We start from the raw sequence: 18,726 nt of genomic DNA on the forward strand, positions 1-18,726 counted from the left end.
GCATGGGGATTGATGATCAGTGCAGGACATTCCTTTCTTCCTTGAGGGAGGGGGATGGGAAGCCCTGGCGGCGAAGGAGCGTGGGCGGGGTTGGATGAGGAAGGGGCGGGCCTGAGGCCCGCGCGATCCGTTGGATTGCAACCCCCTCACCCAGCTACGACTAGGCAGCAAGCTGCCAAGTCTGCGCAGCCCTCTCCCTCAAGGGAGAGGGATAAAATGGGTTTCCGCTTCGTACCCAGCCCAGACGCCACAAAGGCCCTTCCCTGCAGCCGTTATCTTTTCACATCGACCCTCCGCCATGGAGCACTGGCGCGGGGGAGCCCCTCTCCCTATAGCTGGTCCATGGCATCCACCGAAAAGAAGAAGAAATCCGACTCCGCCCGGACCAAGGTGCGGCCCGCAGGTTTCCCGACGCGCGAGCAGGTGATGGATTTCATCGCCACGTCCGACCAGCCGGCCGGAAAGCGGGAGATCGCGAAGGCCTTCGGTCTCAAGGGGCAGGAGAAGATCGCGCTCAAGGCGCTGCTCAAGGACATGGCGGACGAAGGGCTGATCGACATCGGCCCAGCGCGGGCCTTCCACAAGATGGGCGGCGTGCCCAAGGTCACGGTGCTGCGGATCGTGGATGTCGACGACACCACCCTGATCGCCACGCCGGAACGCTGGGAGGCGGAGGGACAGCCCGCACCCCGGCTGCGCGTCATGGAGCGGGGCAAGCGCGGCGCGCTGACGATTGGCGACCGCATATTGGCGCGGACGGAGGAAGCGGGGCGCGGCTGGGTCGCGCATCCGATGAAGAAGCTTGCCAAGGCGAGCGAGGAATTGCTGGGCGTGGTCGAGGAAGCGGATGGCGGCAAGCTGTGGCTGCGGCCGGTCGACAAGCGCATCCGGCGGGATACCCCGATTTCGGACGCCGGCACGGCGAAGAAGGGCGATCTGGTGCTGGCCGAGCCGGTGGGGCGCCCGCCCCGGATCACGGCGCGGGTGACGGACATATTGGGCGATCCCTTCGCGCCGCGCAGTTTCAGCCTGATCGCCATCCACAAGCATGGCATTCCCCACGTCTTTTCCGAGCGGGTCGAGGAGGAGGCGGTGACGGCTTCCAGCCTCGCCTTGCATGAGGAGAAGCGGGAGGATTTGCGGCACCTGCCCATCGTCGCCATCGATCCGGTCGATGCGCGGGATCATGACGATGCGGTCTGGGCCGCGCCGGATGATGATCCGGCCAATGAGGGCGGCTACAAGGCGATCGTCGCGATCGCGGACGTCAGCTATTATGTGCGTCCGGGCAGCGCGCTGGACCGCGAGGCGAGGAAGCGCGGGAACAGCGTCTATTTCCCCGACCTGGTCGTGCCGATGCTGCCCCACCAGCTTTCGTCCGACATGTGTTCGCTGCGGGCGGGCGAGGATCGTGCGGCCATGGCCTGTCACCTCGTGCTGGATGCGGCGGGCAAGGTGAAGAGCTGGCGCTTTTCCCGCGCGGTGATCCGGGTGGCGGCGGTGCTGGCCTATGAGGATGCGCAGGCGGCAATCGACGGCGAAAAGCCCCTTGACCTGTTGGAACCGGCATTAAAGCCCCTCTGGGCCTGCTGGGCGCTGCTGCGCAAGGCGCGGGACAAGCGGGAACCGCTGGCGCTGGACCTGCCGGAGCGGCGGGTGGTGCTGGACGAATATGGCAAGATCGTCAGCGTGGCGGTGCGCGAGCGGCTGGACGCGCATATGCTGATCGAGGATTATATGATCGCCGCCAATGTCGCGGCGGCAAAGGCGCTGGAGGCCAAGAAGGCGCCGGTCATGTACCGTGTCCATGAGCCGCCGAGTCGGGACAAGCTGGTGGCGCTGAAGGATTATCTGGCGACCTTCGACATCGAATTCGCCCTGGGGCAGGTGGTGAAACCCGCCACCTTCAACCGGCTGATCGCGCGGATCGGGGAAGCGGAGGAGAAGCCCCAGATCATGGAGCAGATCCTGCGCAGCCAGACGCAGGCCTATTATGCGCCGTCCAATATGGGGCATTTCGGGCTGGCGCTGGGGTCCTATGCGCATTTCACGTCGCCGATCCGGCGCTATGCGGACCTGCTGGTGCATCGGGCGCTGGTGGGCGCCTATGGGCTGGAGCTGCCCGCGCCCAAGGGGGATATTCCCGACCGGTCTTCGCTGAGCGGCGAGGATATGGAGAATATGGGCCGCGTGGGCGAGATGATCAGCCAGCATGAGCGCCGCGCCATGGAGGCGGAGCGGGAGACCATCGACCGCTATGTCGCGGCGTTCCTGGCGGCGCATGTGGGCGATCTGATGGAGGCGCGGATCACCGGGGTGCAGAGCTTCGGCTTCTTCGCCACGGTCGAGGGGCTGGGCGGCGACGGGCTGGTGCCGGTGTCGACGCTGGGCGACGAGCGTTTCTTCTTCGACGAAGCCGGGCGGGCGCTGGAAGGCGTGGAGAGCGGGGACCGCTATACGGTCGGGCAGCGGCTGCAATTGCGGCTGGCCGAAGCGGACCCGATCAACGGCTCGTTGCGCTTCGAACTGCCCGACGCCCTGCCCCAGCGGCCGAGCTTCAAGAAGGACCGCGTGCGGCCCGGCAGCGTCAGGCGCGGGCGGCCGACCAATATCCGGCACATCGGATCGAAGCGGGGCAAGCATCGGCGGTGAGAGCCCCTTTGCGATGAAGCTTCCACGGCGCGGGTTGACGCGAGTTCCTGTCCTTGGAGGAGCAGATGGCGCTGCAATCTCCACGGCGTGACCGTGAACGAAAAGGGGCGGCCCCGCAGGACCGCCCTTTTTCCTCTTCAACCGTCAATGCGGTTTCAGGCTGCCGCGCTCTCCGGCTCGACCGCGAACAGGGTCACGCCCTTATATTTGCTGTCGCCCTGATCATAGAGGCCGTGCATCGCCTCGAACTTTTCATCGACCAGGCTGACGTCGTTCAGTCCCGCCAGCTTGAAGGTGCCGAGCTTCAGCTCCCGCGGCGGGCGGCCGTCGCGCTCTATCGTCACTGCGTCGATGAACATTTCGTCATGGCGCGTGTAGAGGATGTGCGGCGCGAGCTTCACGACCATCTTGTTGTAGGTCGCCATCAGACATTTCTGAAGCGCTATCGCCTCGAAGAACATGGTAGGAGCGTTCATAATGCGTTTTTCATTACCGATTTGACGCGCCGGTTCAATTGCTTTGTGCGTCGCACCATCGCACGGCGACGCAACCCGGCCCATGCCCGCGACAAATGGATTCAGGCGTTTCGCCTGCGCGATAGAAGATGCAGCCGCTCACGCAAGGCCCAGCGCGCCACCAGCAGCAGCGCGACGACGCCCAGCCCGCTCGCGAGTCCCAGCCAGATGCCAAGGCCCTGCAACCCCAGCGGAAAGGCCAGGACGATGCCGATTCCGATGCCGATCACCCAATAGCCGATCAGGGCGAAGATCATCGGCACGCGGGTATCCTGTATGCCCCTCAATACCCCTGCCCCCACCGCCTGCGCGGCGTCCACCAACTGGAACAGCGCCGCGACGCCCAGGAAACCGACCGCCAGCATCGCCGTCCGCGCATTGGCGGGATCGGCAAGGTTCAGGAAAGCGGAGATCAGCATGCGCGGAAAGGCGATGAGCATTGTCGCGGCGATCAGCGCGAATCCGGTCCCGATCGCCAGCGCCAGCCAGCCCGCACGGCCGACCGCCGCCAGATCGCCCTTTCCATAGGCGAGGCCCACGCGCACGGTCGCCGCCTGGCCGATGCCCATCGGCACCATGAAGACGAGCGCGGCGATCTGGATCGCGACGGCGTGCGCCGCCAGCGAGTCGCGGTCGATCAGCCCCATCAGGAAGGCGGAGGCGTTGAACACGGTGGTTTCCAGCCCCAGGGTGATCGCGATCGGCAGGCCCAGCGCCCAGACGGCCCGGTGCCGTTCGCGATCACGGGTCCAGAATCGCCCCAGCAGGCGATAGCGGCGGAACCGCCGGTCGATCAGGATGACCGACAGCAGCCCGAGGAACAGGAAGGAGGAGGACAGCGTGCTGGCGATGCCCGCGCCGAAAATCCCCAGCGCGGGAAAACCCAGATGCCCGAAGATCAGGGTCCAGCCCGCCAGCAGGTTGAACGGGATGGCGCAGACCATGATGATCAGGCCCCAGACCGGCCGTTCCAGCGCGGAAATGAAGTTGCGCAGCGTGGTGAAGCCCAGAAAGGGCAGCAGCGCCCATTGCAGGCCGCGCATCAGTTCGCCCGCCTGCGCCGCCAGGTCCGCCTCCTGCCCCATCAGCAGCAGGATGGATTCGCTTTCCCAGAGCAGCGCCCAGGCGGGCAGTACGAACAGGGTCGCCGCGCGCAGCGTCTGGTGCACCGTCCGCCTGACGTCGCGCACCGAATGCCGCCGACGCCCCCGCTCCGTGGCGATCAGCGGCGCGGCGGCGGTGACAAGCCCCATGCCGAAGATCAGCAGCGCGTTGAACAGGTTGATCGCCAGCGCCCCCGAAGCCACCGCGCCCGCGCCAAGCCGGCCCAGCAGCAGCAGGTCGGTCGCCGCGATGCCGGCCCAGGCGATATTGCCCGCGATCATCGGCAGCGCGAGCGCGGTCAGCGCCCCGGCCTCCAGACGCCAGGGTGAACGCATCGATCAGTGCTTTTTGAAGAGGTGCAGCACCGCCACGACGATGCCGCCGACGACCAGCCCGACGATAGCCGCGCCCGCGGCGTTCACGACCCATTCCACCACCGGGGCGATGGCGGGCAGCCCCCGGCCCGCGGCTTCCGCGACATGATGGATGGCGCCGGGGATGAGATCCCAGTGAAATTCGTGCAGCCCGTGGACGATCAGGCCCCCGCCGACCCAGAGCATGGCCGCCGTGCCGACGACGCCCAATATCCGCATCAGCACCGGCATGGCCTTCACCATCGCCCGGCCCATCACCCGTGCGCCGGCCGAACGCCGCTCCGCCAGATGCAGGCCGATATCGTCCATCTTCACGATGAAGCCGACGACGCCATAGACGCCGGCGGTGATCAGGAAGGCGACGACGATCAGGACGATCGCCTGCTCCCAGATCGGTTCCGCCGCCACGGTGCCGAGCGCGATCGCCATGATCTCGCCCGAGAGGATGAAGTCGGTGCGGATCGCACCGGAGACCTTCTGGTCCTCCAGCTCCTTCGAACTGTGCGTTTCCAGCGCCTCCTCCGCCAGATCATGGCCGCCCTGCACTGCCTCCAGCAGCTTTTCGGCGGCTTCGAAACAGAGAAAAGCGCCGCCCAGCATCAGCAAGGGGGGCAGAAGCCAGGGCGCGAGGGCGCTCAGAACCAGCGCGGCGGGGAGCAGGAACAGCAGCTTGTTGCGCAGCGATCCCTTGGCGATCTTCCAGATGATGGGGAGTTCGCGGTCCGGCGTCAGGCCCATGACATAGCGCGGCGTGACGGCGGTGTCGTCGATCACGACGCCGGCCGCCTTCGAGCCCGCCTTGCCCGCGGCGGCGGCGACATCGTCCAGCGAACTGGCGGTAAGCTTGGCAATCCCCGCCACGTCGTCGAGCAGCGCGATCAGACCCGAAGGCATTGATATTATTCCCCTGTTGGCCCCGGCATGGGACCGGCAGCCGCCTCAATAGAGGCGGGGCGCAAGCGGTGCAATGGATTGGGAAGCGATCGGATCGATAAGGGGGCGAGCCGGCGGCTCAATGCAGCCCGCGATAATTGCCCGGCGGGTCGCTGGCGGGGAAGCTTTCATCGACCTGCTCGTCCACCATGTCCCAGTCGCGCGCGTCGATATGCTGCTCGTCCGGCCCGGCATCGCGCACGGGGCCGGAGGAGAAGCCGGTCCCGCGATAGTCGCCCGCGTCGCGCTGCGCCTGCCACTCCTTCCATCCCCTCCACGCCACGGCGCCCAGTCCGGTGAGGAATGCGAGTTTCAACAACCCCTTCATTTCGGCTTCTCCTGTGTTTGGTGCAGATGGACCCATTCGGCCCGGTTGCCGCTGACGGTGTCCGGCGTCAGCGGGATGTCGCCTTCCTCGTCGGTGCCGCCCGGCGGTTCCACGGAGGGCGCGGAGGCGACGGCCCAGCGCTGGCGCAGCGCGGCGTCGATCATCGCCTGCCAGACCCGTTCGTCACCCGCCTGCCGCATGGCATCGTTGGGGTCCTTGATGATGGCGAGCAGGCCTGCCGCGGTTTCCACCTGTTCCTGCCAGCGATCCGGACCCAGGTCGGGATTGCGGGCGGCCAGATGCCGCGCCAGCCGTTCGAGAAGAATGCGCTGCTCCATGCGCTGGTGAACGCGGGCCGGACCGCCCTGTTCCCCCCGTCGTTCGGTTCCCGCGTCGTAACGCCTGTGCAGCGATGTGAACGGCCCGCCGGTTCGATCGTTAGCCTGGAATGCAAGGAAAAGGAGACGATCATGCCCCAGGGCGACAAGAGCAGCTACACCGACAAGCAGAAGCGCAAGGCGGAGCATATCGAGCAGGGTTATGAGGATCGCGGCGTGTCCCGCAAGGAAGCGGAACGGCGCGCCTGGGCGACCGTCAACAAGGAATCGGGCGGCGGCAACAAATCCGGCTCCGGCCGGGGCAAGCCGGACAGCCATGCCTCCTCGCGCAAGGGCGGGAAGAAGGGCGGCGCGGCGTCGGCCCGGCGTCCGGCCGCCGATCGGTCCGCCGCCGCCAGAAAGGGTTGGGAAACCCGGCGGAAAAAGGCGCATGGGTGACGGCGGACGCTATCCGCGGACGCCGGTTCAGTCTTCCGTCTGGTAGTGCGGCAGCCCGAGCCCTTTCCGCATCGCGACGGCCCGCAGCAGGAAACCGAGCAGCGCGGCGATGACGCCCGCGACGGGGACGTCCAGCCCGATCCAGCGCAGGACGACGAACAGGCCCGCCGCGAGCGCCGCCGCCGTCACGTACAGTTCCGGCCGCAACAATATGGACGGCTCCCCCGCCAGCAGGTCGCGCATGATGCCGCCGACGCAGCCGGTGACGACGCCCATCATCGCCGCCACCAGCGGCGGCACGCCATAGCTCATCGCCTTGGCCGCGCCATAGACGGCGAAGGCGGCGAGCCCCACCGCATCCAGCCAGTCGAGAGCGCTGTCGCTCCACAAACGGCGCGGGGTGAACCAGACGAGCAGCGCCGCCATCATGCAGGCGATGGCGGGCACGGCGTCGCGGACCCAGAAGACCGGCGCGCCGATCAGCAGGTCTCGGACAGTCCCGCCCCCTACCCCCGTCACCAGCGCGAAGAAGGCGAAGGTGACGAGCGTCTGGCGCAGGCGCGCGGCCGCCAGCGCCCCGGACGCGGCGAAGACGAAAGTGCCGACGATGCCGAGCGTCTCCAGCACCGGGCCGATTTGCGGCAGCAGCGTCTGGTTCATGGGGCGGCGCTGGGCGCTATTTCGCCAGTTCCGCCTCTATGGCCGCGATCAGCCCGGCATCGTCGGGCGTGGTCGAGGGCGCGAAGCGGGCGGCCACGCTGCCATCCTTCGCGATCAGGAACTTCTCGAAATTCCAGAGCACTTCGGGTTCGGGATTGGGCGTGATGCCATAGCCGATCAGCTTTTCGCGGAACTCGGCCCCGGCCCCCTGCGAACTCGGCTGCGCGCCGGTCAGCGCTGCGTAGAGCGGGTGCTTTTCCGGCCCGGTGACGACGATCTTCTCGAACATCGGGAAATCGACGCCGAAATTGGTCGTGCAGAAGGTCGCGATCTCTTCATTGCTGCCCGGTTCCTGCGCACCGAAGTCATTGGCGGGGAAGCCGGCGACGACCAGCCCCTTGTCCCTATAGTCGCGATAGAGCTTTTCCAGCCCCTCATATTGCGGGGTCAGGCCGCATTGGGAGGCGACGTTGACCACCAGAACCACCTTGCCCGCATAGTCGGCCAGGCTGGCGTCGGCGCCCTTGATGGTCTTGAGCGGGATTTGCTGGATCATGGCATGCTCTCCTTGCGAATGGACGGCTTCCCCCATCATATGGCGGCGCCGAAGAGCTTGCCTACCCCGGAGGTCGCAAGCATCGCGAAAACGCCCCAGAAAACGACGCGAGCCACCGCCCGCGCTACCCCGCCGCCACCCAGGCGGGCGCCGACATAGCCAAGCACCGCAAGGCACAGCAGCGACGTGACGGCGACGGCCGCGATGGCGTGCGACGGATTGGCGACGGCGGCCAGCACAGGGGCGACCGCGCCTGCGGAGAAGGTCGCGGCGGAGGTCAGCGCCGCCTGGACGGGCCGCGCGGTGCTGATGTCGGAAATGCCCAGCTCGTCCCGCGCATGGGCGGCGAGCGCGTCGACGTTCATCAACTGCGTCGCCACCTGGCCCGCAAGGTCAGCCGTCAGGCCGCGATCGACGTAGATGTCGCGCAATTCCTCCCATTCCACCTGGGGCTGTTGGGCAAGCGCCTTCTTTTCCTTGGCCAGATCGGCGCGCTCCGTATCGGACTGGGCGCTGACGGACACATATTCGCCCGCGGCCATCGACATGGCGCCCGCCACCAGCGCGGCGATGCCCGACAGAAGGATGGTATCCCGCGACGCCCCCGACGCAGCGATGCCGGTGAGCAGGCTGGCGGTGGAGACGATGCCGTCATTGGCGCCCAGAACGGCCGCGCGCAGCCAGCCGACGCGGTTGACATAATGGACCGCATGATGGCCGTCGATCATGTCATTGTCCTGCATCGTCGCGGATTGTTCCATGCGCCTGTCCCCTTTTTCCGCCATCTGGCTACCAGATGAGGAGGATGGCGCAAGGCATTCTAGGCACCCAGCCCTTCCGCCTTTTCCGCCAGTTCCAGCCAGCGTTCCTCCGCGGCTTCCTTTTCGGCGCGAGCCTTTTCGATCGCCTTGCTGAGCAGGTCGAACCTGCCGGGATCGCGGCTGTAGAGATCGGGATCGGCCAGCGCTTGCTCATCGCGGGCAATGGCCGCCTCCATCTCCTCTATCCGCTTGGGCAGCAGGTCGAAGTCGCGCTGGTCCTTGTAGCTGAGCTTGGTCGACGCGCTTTTCGGCGGGGGCGGCGGCGCAGCCTTCTTCTCTTGCCTGGGCGCGTTCTTCGGCTGGCGCTTGGCGACCCAATCCGCATAGCCGCCGACGATCACGTCGACGGTGCCGGAGCCGTCCAGGCCAAGCGTGACCGTCACCGTGCGGTCGAGGAAGTCGCGGTCGTGGCTGACGATCAGGACGGTGCCCTCATAATCGGCAATGACTTCCTGAAGCAGGTCGAGCGTTTCGAGGTCCAGGTCGTTGGTCGGCTCGTCCAGCACCAGCAGGTTCGATTCGCGGGCGAATTCGCGGGCGAACAGCAGCCGTGAGCGCTCGCCGCCCGACAGGGTGCCGACGCGCGCCTCCGCCAGCGAGGGGTCGAAGAGGAATTCCTTCAGATAGCCATGGACATGCTTGCGCGTGCCGCGCACGTCGATCCAGTCGCCGCCTTCGGCCAGAACGTCGCGCACGCGCCTGTCGGCCTGCATCAGGCTGCGCTGCTGGTCGATGAAGATCATGTCGAGCGATTTGGCCTGACGGACCTGTCCGCTGTCGGGCGCGAGTTCACCGGTCAGCAGTTTGAGGAGCGTGGTCTTGCCCGCGCCATTGCCGCCGACGATGCCGATCCGGTCGCCGCGCTGGATGCGCAGCGAGAAATCCCTGATGACGGTGCGGTCGCCGAAATTCTTCGTGACATGCTCAGCGGTGATGACACTTTTCGTCTTGTTGTCGTCGCTGGCGACGGCGATTTTCGCGACACCCTGCGGTCCCACCATGGCGGCGCGCTGGGCCCGCATTTCGTGGAGCTTGGCAAGGCGGCCCTGGTTGCGCTTGCGCCGGGCGGTGACGCCGCGTTCCAGCCAGTGCGCCTCGATCTTGAGCCGGGCGTCCAGCTTCTCTGCGGCGCGGGCTTCCTCGGCATAGACCGCTTCCATCCACTGCTCGAAACCGCCGAAGCCGATTTCGTTGCGGCGGATGCCGCCACGGTCCAGCCACAGCGTCTGGCGCGTGAGGCGCGTCAGGAAGGCGCGGTCATGGCTGATGACGATGAACGCGCCATTATAGCGGCCCAGCCAGCCCTCCAGCCAGTCGATGGCGTCGATGTCGAGATGGTTGGTCGGTTCGTCCAGCAGCAGCAGATCGGGTTCGCTCGCGAGGGCGCGGGCGATGGCGGCGCGGCGGCGTTCGCCTCCCGAAGCGGTCGCGGCCTCTCGGTTGAGGTCCGTACCGAGCTGGCTGGCGATGGCGTCCACCTCATGCGCGGGCGGCGCGAACTGGCCCGCCAGCGCGAAGTCGCGCAGCGTGGCGAAGCCGGAAACGTCAGGGTCCTGCTCCAGCATGATGACGCGGGCGCCCGGACGGACAGAGCGCGTGCCCTCGTCCGGTTCGATCTGGCCGGCGATCAGTTTCAGCAGCGTGGTCTTTCCCGCGCCGTTGCGGCCGATCAGCGCCAGCCGGTCCCGATCCCCGACGAAAATGTCGAGATTGCGGAAAAGCCAATGGGTGCCCTGGGACAGGCCAAGATTTTCGAAGGAGAGAATGGGAGCCACCATGGCCGTGCAGCTAGGGCTTTGGCGCGCCTGGGGCAAGGGGGGGAACCGGAAGCTGTCTGACGGCTTTCAACGCATGTCAGCGTCCATTCATCGCAGCCGTCACAATGTCGTTGCATCGCTTCTTGAGGAGAAAGCCCTGTGAAATCCACGTTCGCCCTGATGGCATCCGCTGTCGTTGCCGCCGCCGCCCTGCCCGTCGCGGCCGCTGCGCAGACCAGCGTGACCATCGCAGAAACCGCGCCGGTCGTGACATTGAACGTCACCGAGACCGTGGAGGCGGCGCCCGACATGGCGACGGTGGGTACCGGGGTCCAGACGCGCGCCCAGACCGCCGCGCAGGCGATGCGCGACAATGCGGTGCAGATGGACAGGCTGGTCGCCGCGCTGGTGAAGGCGGGCATTCCGAAGAAGGACATCCAGACCAGCGGCATCAATCTGAGCGCGCAATATGACTATAGCAACCGCGACGGCCAGCCCGCCGGGCCGCGTTTCATCGGCTATGAGGCTTCGAACCAGCTATCGGTGAAGCTGCGCGACATCAGGAAGGTGGGAACCCTGCTCGACACGATGGTGGAGGCCGGAGCGACCAATGTGAACGGGCCGAGCTTCTCGATCAGCGATCCCACGCCGATGCTGGCGCAGGCCCGGGCGGCGGCGTTGAAGACCGCCAGGGCGCAGGCCGATTTCTATGCCCTGGCGGCGGGTTATCGCTCGGCAAGGCTCGTCTCGCTGGCGGAGAGCAACAGCGGCGGGCAGCCGCCCATGCCGGTGATGGCAGCGGCCCGGTTCAAGGCGGACTCAGCGCCGGCGACGCCGGTGGAGCCGGGACAGGTCGGGTCCTCGGTGACGCTGACGGTGCAATATGCGCTGGAAAAATAAGGTGGCCGGGCGCCCTTCGGCCAATTGCCGGCCGTCCATCCCCTTCCCCGGAAAAGAAGCGCTTGCCTGAACGAAACGGCGGCGTAACCGTTAGCTGGTCATGAAGATGCTTGCTCCGCCCCGGCCCGCCGTCGCCAGCCCTGTCCATCCGGCGCGGCGCATGCGGACGGTGGCGACGGGCATGCTGCTGGTCATGGCGGCGCTGTTCCTGGCGGCGCGGGCGACGGCGCACCTCCACCCCGCCATCGGCTTCGTCCAGGCCTTTGCCGAGGCGGCGATGGTCGGCGGACTGGCCGACTGGTTCGCCGTCACCGCCCTGTTCCGCCACCCGCTGGGCCTGCCGATCCCGCATACCGCGATCATCCCGCGCAACAAGGATCGGATTGGGGATACGCTCGCTTTGTTCCTGCGCGACAATTTCCTTACGCCCGCCGTGGTGGCGCGGCGGATGCAGCGGCTGGACATGGCGGCCGCCGCGGGACGCTTCCTGTCGAGTCCCTCCAGCGGCGACGGCAGGCTGCGCGAGGGCGCGTCCCGGCTCGCCGCCGATATATTGGAAGCGCTGGACCAGGAACGGCTGGGCGGCATGGTGAAGGGCGCCATCGCCCAGCGCCTGCGCGCCATGAACCTTGCCCCCCTGATCGGGCAAGCGCTGGAAGCCGCGATGCGGGACGGGCGCCACGCCCCGGTGATGGACGGCATCATCCTATGGGCGGATCGCACGCTGGAGGCGAACGACCATTTGATCCGGCAGATGGTGCATGACCGGTCGGGCAAGATAATGCGCTGGACCGGCCTTGACGAAAATCTGTCCAACGCGATCATCGACGGGCTGCGCAAGCTGCTGGCCGACATGGCGCAGGACCCGGCGCACAGCCTGCGCCTGAAGGCCGAGGAGGGCCTGACGAAGCTCGCCGCCGACCTGCAATTCGATCTGGAGATGCAGGCGCGCGTGGCGCGCATCCGTGACGAGGTGGTCGACAATCCGGCAATGCAGCGCTGGATCGATGGTCTGTGGGAACAGGCGCGCGGCGGGCTGTTGCGCGCGGTGCGCGATCCCGGCAAGGCGATGGCGGGGCGTCTGGGCGAAGCGCTCCATCAGCTTGGCGCGACCTTGCAACAGGACGCGCGGCTGCGGTTCCTTATCAACCGCTTCGTGCGGCGTGCCGCCGTGGGGGCGACGGCAACCTATGGCGATGCCATCGTCAAGCTGGTCAGCGAGACGGTGCGCGGATGGGATGCGGGGACCGTCACCAGCCGGCTTGAGCATGCGGTCGGCCGCGACCTGCAATATATCCGGGTCAACGGCACGCTGGTGGGCGGGCTGGTGGGACTTGCCATCCATAGCATCGATACGCTGCTGTAGAAAATGCGGGATTTGGTGGATGAGGGCCAGGGACGGACACAAGAGCACGGTTCGGGCCGAGCCTGTCGGAAGCCCTTCGCCTTTCTCCTGAAATGACCTCTCTCAAGAAGAGCTGAAGCGCCCTTCGACTGCGTGCAAGGCCGGCGCTCAGGACAGGTTTGACGGGCTCAGGGCGAACGGGGGAAGAAAAACGGCCTGCCCGCTTTCTGCGCAGAAAAGGTCGCGCTTCAAGCTTCGGGCCGCGTCCATATCCATGTCCCGCCGATCGCAGCGGCCGCCGCAGGGACCAAGAACCACGGAAATGGCGAAAATATGAACGCCAGCACCATGCTGAAAGCAAAAGCCGCCAGCGCCGCCTTCTTTCCTCGCCGGCTGATCGCGCCCTTTTCCCGCCAATGCCGGATATGCGGACCGAAATGGCGGTGCTCCAGCAGGCGCGACTCCAGCGCCGGGCTCGACCGCGCGAAGCAGAAGGCCGCCAGGATCATGAACGGCACCGTCGGCAGGAGCGGCAGGAAGGCTCCGACCGCCCCCAGCCCAAGCGACAGGAAACCGCAGGCAAGATAGAGATGCCGCCGCATCAGGCCGCGGGCAGCCGCAGCCGGACCAGAACTCCGCCCAGATCGTCGCTTTCCTCCAGCGCGACGGACCCCCCATAGATTTCCGCGACGTCCCGCACGATGGCGAGGCCAAGGCCTGTCCCCGGCTTCCCCGAATCCAGCCTTACGCCCCGGTCGAAAATGCGCGTGCGGTCTGCCTGCGGAATGCCCGTGCCGTCATCCTCCACAAGGATTTCGACCATCGCCCCCTTGCGCCCTACGGTCGCGAACACGCTGCCCCCGCCATATTTGGCGGCGTTCTCGATCAGGTTGCCCAGCATTTCGTCCAGGTCCTGCCGTTCGACCCGCACGGCGGCTTCCTTGTCGCCATCCATGTCGATGCGGACTTCGGGATAGAGCCGCTGGACGGCCCTTTCCACCGCATCCAGGCTGGCCCATACTTCCGCCCGGCTCTGCGCCGCGCCGCGCCGTCCGACCGCGCGCGCCCGCGCCAGATGGTGGTCGACCTGCCGCCGCATCGTCGTCGCTTCCCGGATGACCGTATCGCCCAGATCGGGCGATTGTGCGGTCGCGGCGTTCATGATCACGGTCAGCGGCGTCTTGAGTGCATGGGCGAGATTGCCCGCATGGGTCCGCGCTTCCTCCGCCTGCCGCTCATTATGGGCGAGCAGGGCGTTCAGTTCCTCGACCATGGGCAGCACCTCGGCGGGCATCGGCTCGGTCACGCGATTCTTTTCGCCCGCGCGCATCCGCACGATTTCATGCCGCACCTTGCGGAGCGGCCGCAGCCCGTAAATGGTCTGCAACGTCGCCAGCACGATCAGCCCCAGCGCCAGCAGGGCAAAGCTCTCGAACAGGGTCGATCGCAGCGTCTTGATCTGCGCGTCCAGTCCCTCGCGCGCCTGCGCCACCATGAACATCCAGCGCGTGTCCGATCCGGGCAGGATGATGCTGCGTTCCATCACGCGCAGGTCTTCGCCCGGAAACTGGTTGCTGTCGTAGATGTGCGGGGCGTCGTCATGATGCTCCGGATTGACCTTCAGCGCCCGGTCCCACAGCGAACGCGACCGCCAATCCTCATGCCCCTTGCCGCTGATCTGGTAATAGATGCCGCTATTGGGCTCCAGGAAACGCTGGTCGGCAGGCTCGCGGTTGAACAGCACCTCTCCGTCCGGCCCGATCTCGGCCGACGCGATCATGGCGGTCAGGACATAGTTCATGCCGTCGTCGAAATTGCGCGTGATCGCGTCGGACAGCACCCGATCCAGCGCCAGCCCGCCGCCCAGCAGCAGCAGGCTGATCCACAGCGCCGCGATGCCGATCATGCGGCGGCTGAGCGATCCGGTCGAGCTAACTTGCGGCTGGTCAGTCAAAGACGCAAAAGCCTTTGTTTCCGTTCGCCCGAAGCCCGAACGGAAGATGAGCGATTACCGCCCCGGTTCATCCAGGCTGTAGCCCAGGCCCCGGATCGTCGTGATGACGTCCGCGCCCAGCTTCTTGCGGATGCGGGTCACGAACACTTCGATCGTATTGGAATCGCGGTCGAAATCCTGATCGTAGATATGCTCGATCAATTCGGTGCGGCTCACCACCTTGCCCTTGTGGTGAAGGAGGTAGGACAGCAGCTTATATTCCTGCGCGGTGAGCTTCACCGGCTCGCCCTTCAGCGTCACCTTGCCCGAGCGCGTATCCAGCCTTACGTCGCCCGCCGTCAGTTCGCTCGACGCATTGCCCGATGCGCGGCGGATCAGCGCGCGCAGGCGGGCGATCAGTTCCTCGCTCTGGAAAGGCTTGGCAAGATAATCGTCGGCGCCCGCGTCCAGCCCGGCCACCTTGTCTGACCAGCTGTCGCGCGCCGTCAGCACCAGCACCGGGAAGCTGCGTCCCTCCTTGCGCCAGCGGTCCAGCACGGTAAGGCCGTCGATGGTGGGCAGGCCGAGATCCAGGACGACCGCGTCATAGCTTTCGGTCGCACCCAGAAAATGCCCGTCCTCGCCATCGTCGGCCAGATCCACGGCATAGCCCGCGCCTTCCAGCGTGTTGCGGAGCTGTTGCCCGAGGCTAGGTTCATCTTCGACGATCAGCAGACGCATATGGCCCCGTTTCTGTTGTTATGCCCGACGCGCGCCTGTCAGCGCGCCCAGCCGATTATATCGCCCGTGCGACCGTCCGCATCAACCCATAGCACCTTGCCGTCCTTCACATATTTCAGGCGGTATCGATTGGTGGACGGGTTGAATTCGCTGCCCAGATAGGTGGCGCCGCCCATGGCGGCATCCACCCGGCGCTTGATGACGGAAAATGGCATGACCTGTCCGTCCAGCATCGCGCGGCGCGCGGCATCCTGCTCATCGCGCTGGCTGCTGGCATAAGCGGAAGAATTCGCGGCGAAAAGCACCGCCATGGCCCCCAGGCCTGCTATCAGTCTGAACCGCTTCATTTCCATGACCTTGGCATAGCCGGGAGCCATTGAACAGGTGGTGAATGACGATGAAGGGTGGGTGGCGCGCGTTCCGCCTGCCGCCCTCTTCCTGGGGCGCACCCTGCCCTGCCCGCGCAGGGCCCGACACGGTCGATGATGGGGATTGACCTGATAGCGGCCATGCGGCGGCTCCTGCGATCTCGGCCTTGCCTCCAAAGGAAAAGGGCTCCCTCCTCATGGAGAGAGCCCTTTTCATCATCCTTATGCGTTGGCCGGTCAGGCGGCGAGCTTGCGCAGCACATATTGGAGGATGCCGCCGTTCAGGAAATAATCCAGTTCGTTGACGGTATCGATGCGGCAAAGCGCGGTGAAGGTGAAGGTGGAACCGTCCGCGCGCTTCACGATCACTTCGACATCCTGGCGCGGCTTCAGGCCGGCGACATTCTGGATGGTGAAGGTTTCGTCGCCGGTCAGACCGAACGTGTCCTTGTTCTGGCCGTCCTTGAACTGGAGCGGCAGCACGCCCATGCCGACCAGGTTCGAACGGTGGATACGTTCGAAGCTCTCTACGATGACGGCGCGCACGCCCAGCAGGTTGGTGCCCTTCGCCGCCCAGTCGCGCGACGAACCGGTGCCATATTCCTTGCCGCCGATGACGACCAGCGGGGTGCCGTCGGCCTTGTGCTTCATCGCCGCGTCGTAGATCGGCATGACTTCGCCTTCATAGCGGGTCATGCCGCCCTCGACGCCGTCCAGCATCAGGTTCTTGATGCGGATATTGGCGAAGGTGCCGCGCATCATGACCTCGTGATGGCCGCGGCGCGCGCCGTAGCTGTTGAAGTCGGCCTGCGCCACCTGACGCTCCTGCAGCCACTTGCCCGCCGGGCTGGTCGCCTTGATCGAACCGGCCGGGGAGATGTGGTCGGTGGTGATCGAGTCGCCGAAGATCGCCAGCGGCTTGGCTTCCACGATGTCGGTGACCGGCTTCGGGGTCATGGTCAGGCCCTCGAAATAGGGCGGGTTGGCGACATAGGTAGAGCCGGCGCGCCAGCTATAGGTGTCCGAACCGGTGACGTCGATCGCCTGCCAGTGGGCGTCGCCCTTGTAGACATTGGCATAGCGCGCCTGGAACATCTGGCGGTCCATGCAGCCCGCCATGGTCGAGGCCACTTCGTCGTTGGTCGGCCAGATGTCCTTCAGGAACACCTGCTGACCGTCCTTGCCAGTCCCGATCGGCGTGGTGATGAAGTCTTCGACCACCGTGCCCTTCAGCGCATAGGCGACGACCAGCGGCGGCGAGGCCAGGAAGTTGGCGCGCACGTCGGGCGACACGCGGCCCTCGAAATTGCGGTTGCCGGAGATGACGGCGGCGGCGACCAGGCCGTTTTCGTTGATCGCCTTGCTGATCGGCTCGGCCAGCGGGCCGGAGTTGCCGATGCAGGTGGTGCAGCCATAGCCGACGAGGTTGAAGCCGACGGCGTCGAGATGCGACTGAAGCCCTGCCTTTTCCAGATAGTCGGTGACCACCTGCGAGCCGGGCGCCAGCGAGGTCTTGACCCAGGGCTTGGGCTTCAGGCCCAGTTCGTTCGCCTTCTTGGCGACGAGGCCCGCGGCGACCAGGACGCCGGGGTTCGAGGTGTTGGTGCAGCTGGTGATCGCGGCGATGGTGACGTCGCCGTCGCCAATGTCGAAATCCTTGCCCTCGACCGGAACGCGCGCCTGGGCCTTCTTGTAGACCTTTTCCATGTCGGCGTTGAACACATCGTCCACTTCCGGCAGCGAAACGCGGTCCTGCGGGCGCTTCGGCCCTGCGAGGCTGGGGACGACGGTGCCGAGGTCCAGTTCCAGCGTGTCGGTGAAGACCGGTTCGACCGACGGATCGATCCAGAAGCCCTGCTCCTTGGCATAGGCTTCGACCAGGGCGATATTCTCTTCGGTGCGGCCGGTCAGGCGCATATAGTCGAGCGTCTTGTCGTCAATGCCGAAGAAGCCGCAGGTCGCGCCATATTCCGGCGCCATGTTGGCCAGCGTCGCACGGTCGGCCAGCGACAGGGTGGCAAGGCCGGGGCCGAAATATTCGACGAAGCGGCCGACCACGCCACGGGCGCGCAGCATCTGGGTGCAGGTGAGGACGAGGTCGGTGGCGGTGACGCCTTCCTTCAGTTCGCCGGTGAAGCGGAAGCCGACGACTTCGGGAATGAGCATGGAGACGGGCTGGCCCAGCATCGCGGCCTCAGCCTCGATGCCGCCCACGCCCCAGCCCAGCACGCCCAGGCCGTTGATCATGGTGGTGTGGCTGTCGGTGCCGACGCAGGTGTCGGGATAGGCGACGGTGACGCCGTCGGGGCCTTCGCTCGACCAGACGGCCTGCGCGATATTTTCCAGGTTCACCTGATGGCAGATGCCGGTGCCCGGCGGCACGGCGTAGAAGTTGGCGAGCGACTTCGAACCCCATTTCAGGAAGTCGTAGCGCTCCATATTGCGCTGATATTCGATTTCCACATTCTGTTCGAACGCCTTGGGCGTGCCGAATTCATCGACCATGACCGAGTGGTCGATGACGAGGTGGACGGGAACCTGCGGGTTGATCTTGCCGGCGTCGGCGCCCAGCGCGGTCATCGCGTCGCGCATGGCGGCCAGGTCGACCACGCAGGGGACGCCAGTGAAGTCCTGCATCAGCACGCGGGCGGGGCGATACTGGATCTCCCGCTCCGCCTTGCCCTTGTCATTCTGCCAGTCGACGATCGCCTGGATGTCGTCGGTGGTGACGGTGACGCCGTCCTCGAAACGGAGCAGGTTCTCCAGCAGCACCTTCATCGAGAAAGGCAGGCGCGAAACGTCTCCAAGCTTCGCGGCGGCCTTCTTCAGCGAATAATAGGCGATGTCCTTGCCGCCGACCTTCAAAGTGTCGCGCGTGCCGAGTGTGTCCTGTCCGATGGCGGTCATGAGTCGTGCGTCTCCTCGCAGTTGCCCGGCCAGGAGCAGGCAGGATGACGCTATTC

Annotated in this window: 18 protein-coding genes; 4 read left to right on the forward strand and 14 right to left on the reverse strand. The window is 66.2% G+C overall.

All coding sequences use genetic code 11. The features are described from left to right. Positions 1-342 precede the first annotated feature (342 nt). On the forward strand, positions 343-2,652 hold the full coding sequence (rnr, locus tag K7W03_RS19525; protein ID WP_222887121.1) for a ribonuclease R: 2,310 nt from the start codon (positions 343-345) through the stop codon (positions 2,650-2,652). 155 nt (positions 2,653-2,807) lie between these two features. Here the strand turns inward: rnr and K7W03_RS19530 are convergent, their stop codons facing one another. The 5 genes from K7W03_RS19530 to K7W03_RS19550 form a co-directional block, all read right to left on the reverse strand. After that, a complete protein-coding gene (locus K7W03_RS19530) occupies positions 2,808-3,128 on the reverse strand; it encodes a hypothetical protein (protein WP_025551395.1) in 321 nt (106 codons plus the stop codon). Positions 3,129-3,229: 101 nt separating this feature from the next. Continuing rightward, on the reverse strand, positions 3,230-4,606 hold the full coding sequence (locus K7W03_RS19535) for an MATE family efflux transporter (protein ID WP_025551397.1): 1,377 nt from the start codon (positions 4,604-4,606) through the stop codon (positions 3,230-3,232). 3 nt (positions 4,607-4,609) lie between these two features. Next, entirely contained in the window at positions 4,610-5,539 is a 930-nt protein-coding gene (locus K7W03_RS19540; protein WP_222887122.1) for a DUF808 domain-containing protein, read from the reverse strand. A 118-nt stretch (positions 5,540-5,657) separates the two neighbouring features. Continuing rightward, the gene (locus tag K7W03_RS19545) at positions 5,658-5,906 is read right to left on the reverse strand and encodes a hypothetical protein (RefSeq protein ID WP_025551399.1); all 249 of its coding nucleotides are present in this window, start codon (positions 5,904-5,906) and stop codon (positions 5,658-5,660) included. Further along, complete coding sequence (locus K7W03_RS19550) at positions 5,903-6,244, reverse strand: hypothetical protein (protein ID WP_222887123.1); 342 nt, start codon at positions 6,242-6,244, stop codon at positions 5,903-5,905. The genes K7W03_RS19545 and K7W03_RS19550 overlap by 4 nt, the downstream gene beginning before the upstream one ends. A 132-nt stretch (positions 6,245-6,376) precedes the next feature. Here K7W03_RS19550 and K7W03_RS19555 point away from each other — a divergent pair, with 132 nt between their 5' ends. Continuing rightward, complete coding sequence (locus K7W03_RS19555) at positions 6,377-6,682, forward strand: hypothetical protein (protein WP_048578772.1); 306 nt, start codon at positions 6,377-6,379, stop codon at positions 6,680-6,682. Between the two features lie 27 nt (positions 6,683-6,709). On the opposite strand, the gene K7W03_RS19560 is transcribed toward K7W03_RS19555, so the two are convergent. Genes K7W03_RS19560 through K7W03_RS19575 form a run of 4 tightly spaced genes read right to left on the reverse strand, consistent with a single transcriptional unit; the run spans position 6,710 to position 10,497 of the window. Beyond that, positions 6,710-7,342: a trimeric intracellular cation channel family protein gene (locus tag K7W03_RS19560; RefSeq protein ID WP_044662511.1), complete on the reverse strand. Its 633-nt coding sequence runs from the start codon at positions 7,340-7,342 to the stop codon at positions 6,710-6,712. Between the two features lie 16 nt (positions 7,343-7,358). Continuing rightward, positions 7,359-7,898, reverse strand: a complete 540-nt coding sequence (locus tag K7W03_RS19565; protein ID WP_222887124.1) for a glutathione peroxidase — start codon at positions 7,896-7,898, stop codon at positions 7,359-7,361. Positions 7,899-7,933: 35 nt separating this feature from the next. Continuing rightward, positions 7,934-8,659 carry a VIT family protein gene (locus tag K7W03_RS19570; RefSeq protein ID WP_222887125.1) on the reverse strand — a complete coding sequence of 242 codons (726 nt, stop codon included), beginning with the start codon at positions 8,657-8,659 and terminating at the stop codon, positions 7,934-7,936. A gap of 59 nt (positions 8,660-8,718) precedes the next feature. Continuing rightward, on the reverse strand, positions 8,719-10,497 hold the full coding sequence (locus K7W03_RS19575; protein ID WP_222887126.1) for an ABC-F family ATP-binding cassette domain-containing protein: 1,779 nt from the start codon (positions 10,495-10,497) through the stop codon (positions 8,719-8,721). Positions 10,498-10,635: 138 nt separating this feature from the next. Between K7W03_RS19575 and K7W03_RS19580 the strand changes: the two genes are divergently transcribed. Next, complete coding sequence (locus K7W03_RS19580; protein ID WP_319024327.1) at positions 10,636-11,376, forward strand: SIMPL domain-containing protein; 741 nt, start codon at positions 10,636-10,638, stop codon at positions 11,374-11,376. Between the two features lie 100 nt (positions 11,377-11,476). After that, positions 11,477-12,742: a DUF445 domain-containing protein gene (locus K7W03_RS19585; protein WP_222887127.1), complete on the forward strand. Its 1,266-nt coding sequence runs from the start codon at positions 11,477-11,479 to the stop codon at positions 12,740-12,742. A gap of 227 nt (positions 12,743-12,969) precedes the next feature. Here the strand turns inward: K7W03_RS19585 and K7W03_RS19590 are convergent, their stop codons facing one another. The 5 genes from K7W03_RS19590 to acnA form a co-directional block, all read right to left on the reverse strand. Continuing rightward, entirely contained in the window at positions 12,970-13,323 is a 354-nt protein-coding gene (locus tag K7W03_RS19590) for a YbaN family protein (RefSeq protein ID WP_222887128.1), read from the reverse strand. Beyond that, positions 13,323-14,627 (reverse strand): sensor histidine kinase, encoded by a 1,305-nt coding sequence (locus tag K7W03_RS19595; RefSeq protein WP_044662518.1) that lies wholly within the window; start codon positions 14,625-14,627, stop codon positions 13,323-13,325. Before K7W03_RS19595 ends, K7W03_RS19590 begins: the two co-directional genes overlap by 1 nt. A 102-nt stretch (positions 14,628-14,729) precedes the next feature. Continuing rightward, positions 14,730-15,395, reverse strand: a complete 666-nt coding sequence (locus tag K7W03_RS19600; RefSeq protein ID WP_044662519.1) for a response regulator transcription factor — start codon at positions 15,393-15,395, stop codon at positions 14,730-14,732. Positions 15,396-15,433: 38 nt separating this feature from the next. Beyond that, positions 15,434-15,772: a hypothetical protein gene (locus K7W03_RS19605; protein WP_222887129.1), complete on the reverse strand. Its 339-nt coding sequence runs from the start codon at positions 15,770-15,772 to the stop codon at positions 15,434-15,436. Positions 15,773-16,000: 228 nt separating this feature from the next. Beyond that, a complete protein-coding gene (acnA, locus tag K7W03_RS19610) occupies positions 16,001-18,670 on the reverse strand; it encodes an aconitate hydratase AcnA (RefSeq protein ID WP_025551821.1) in 2,670 nt (889 codons plus the stop codon). Positions 18,671-18,726 lie beyond the last annotated feature (56 nt).

The organism is Sphingobium sp. PNB, from assembly GCF_019873065.1.
Taxonomy (GTDB): Bacteria; Pseudomonadota; Alphaproteobacteria; order Sphingomonadales; family Sphingomonadaceae; genus Sphingobium; species Sphingobium fuliginis.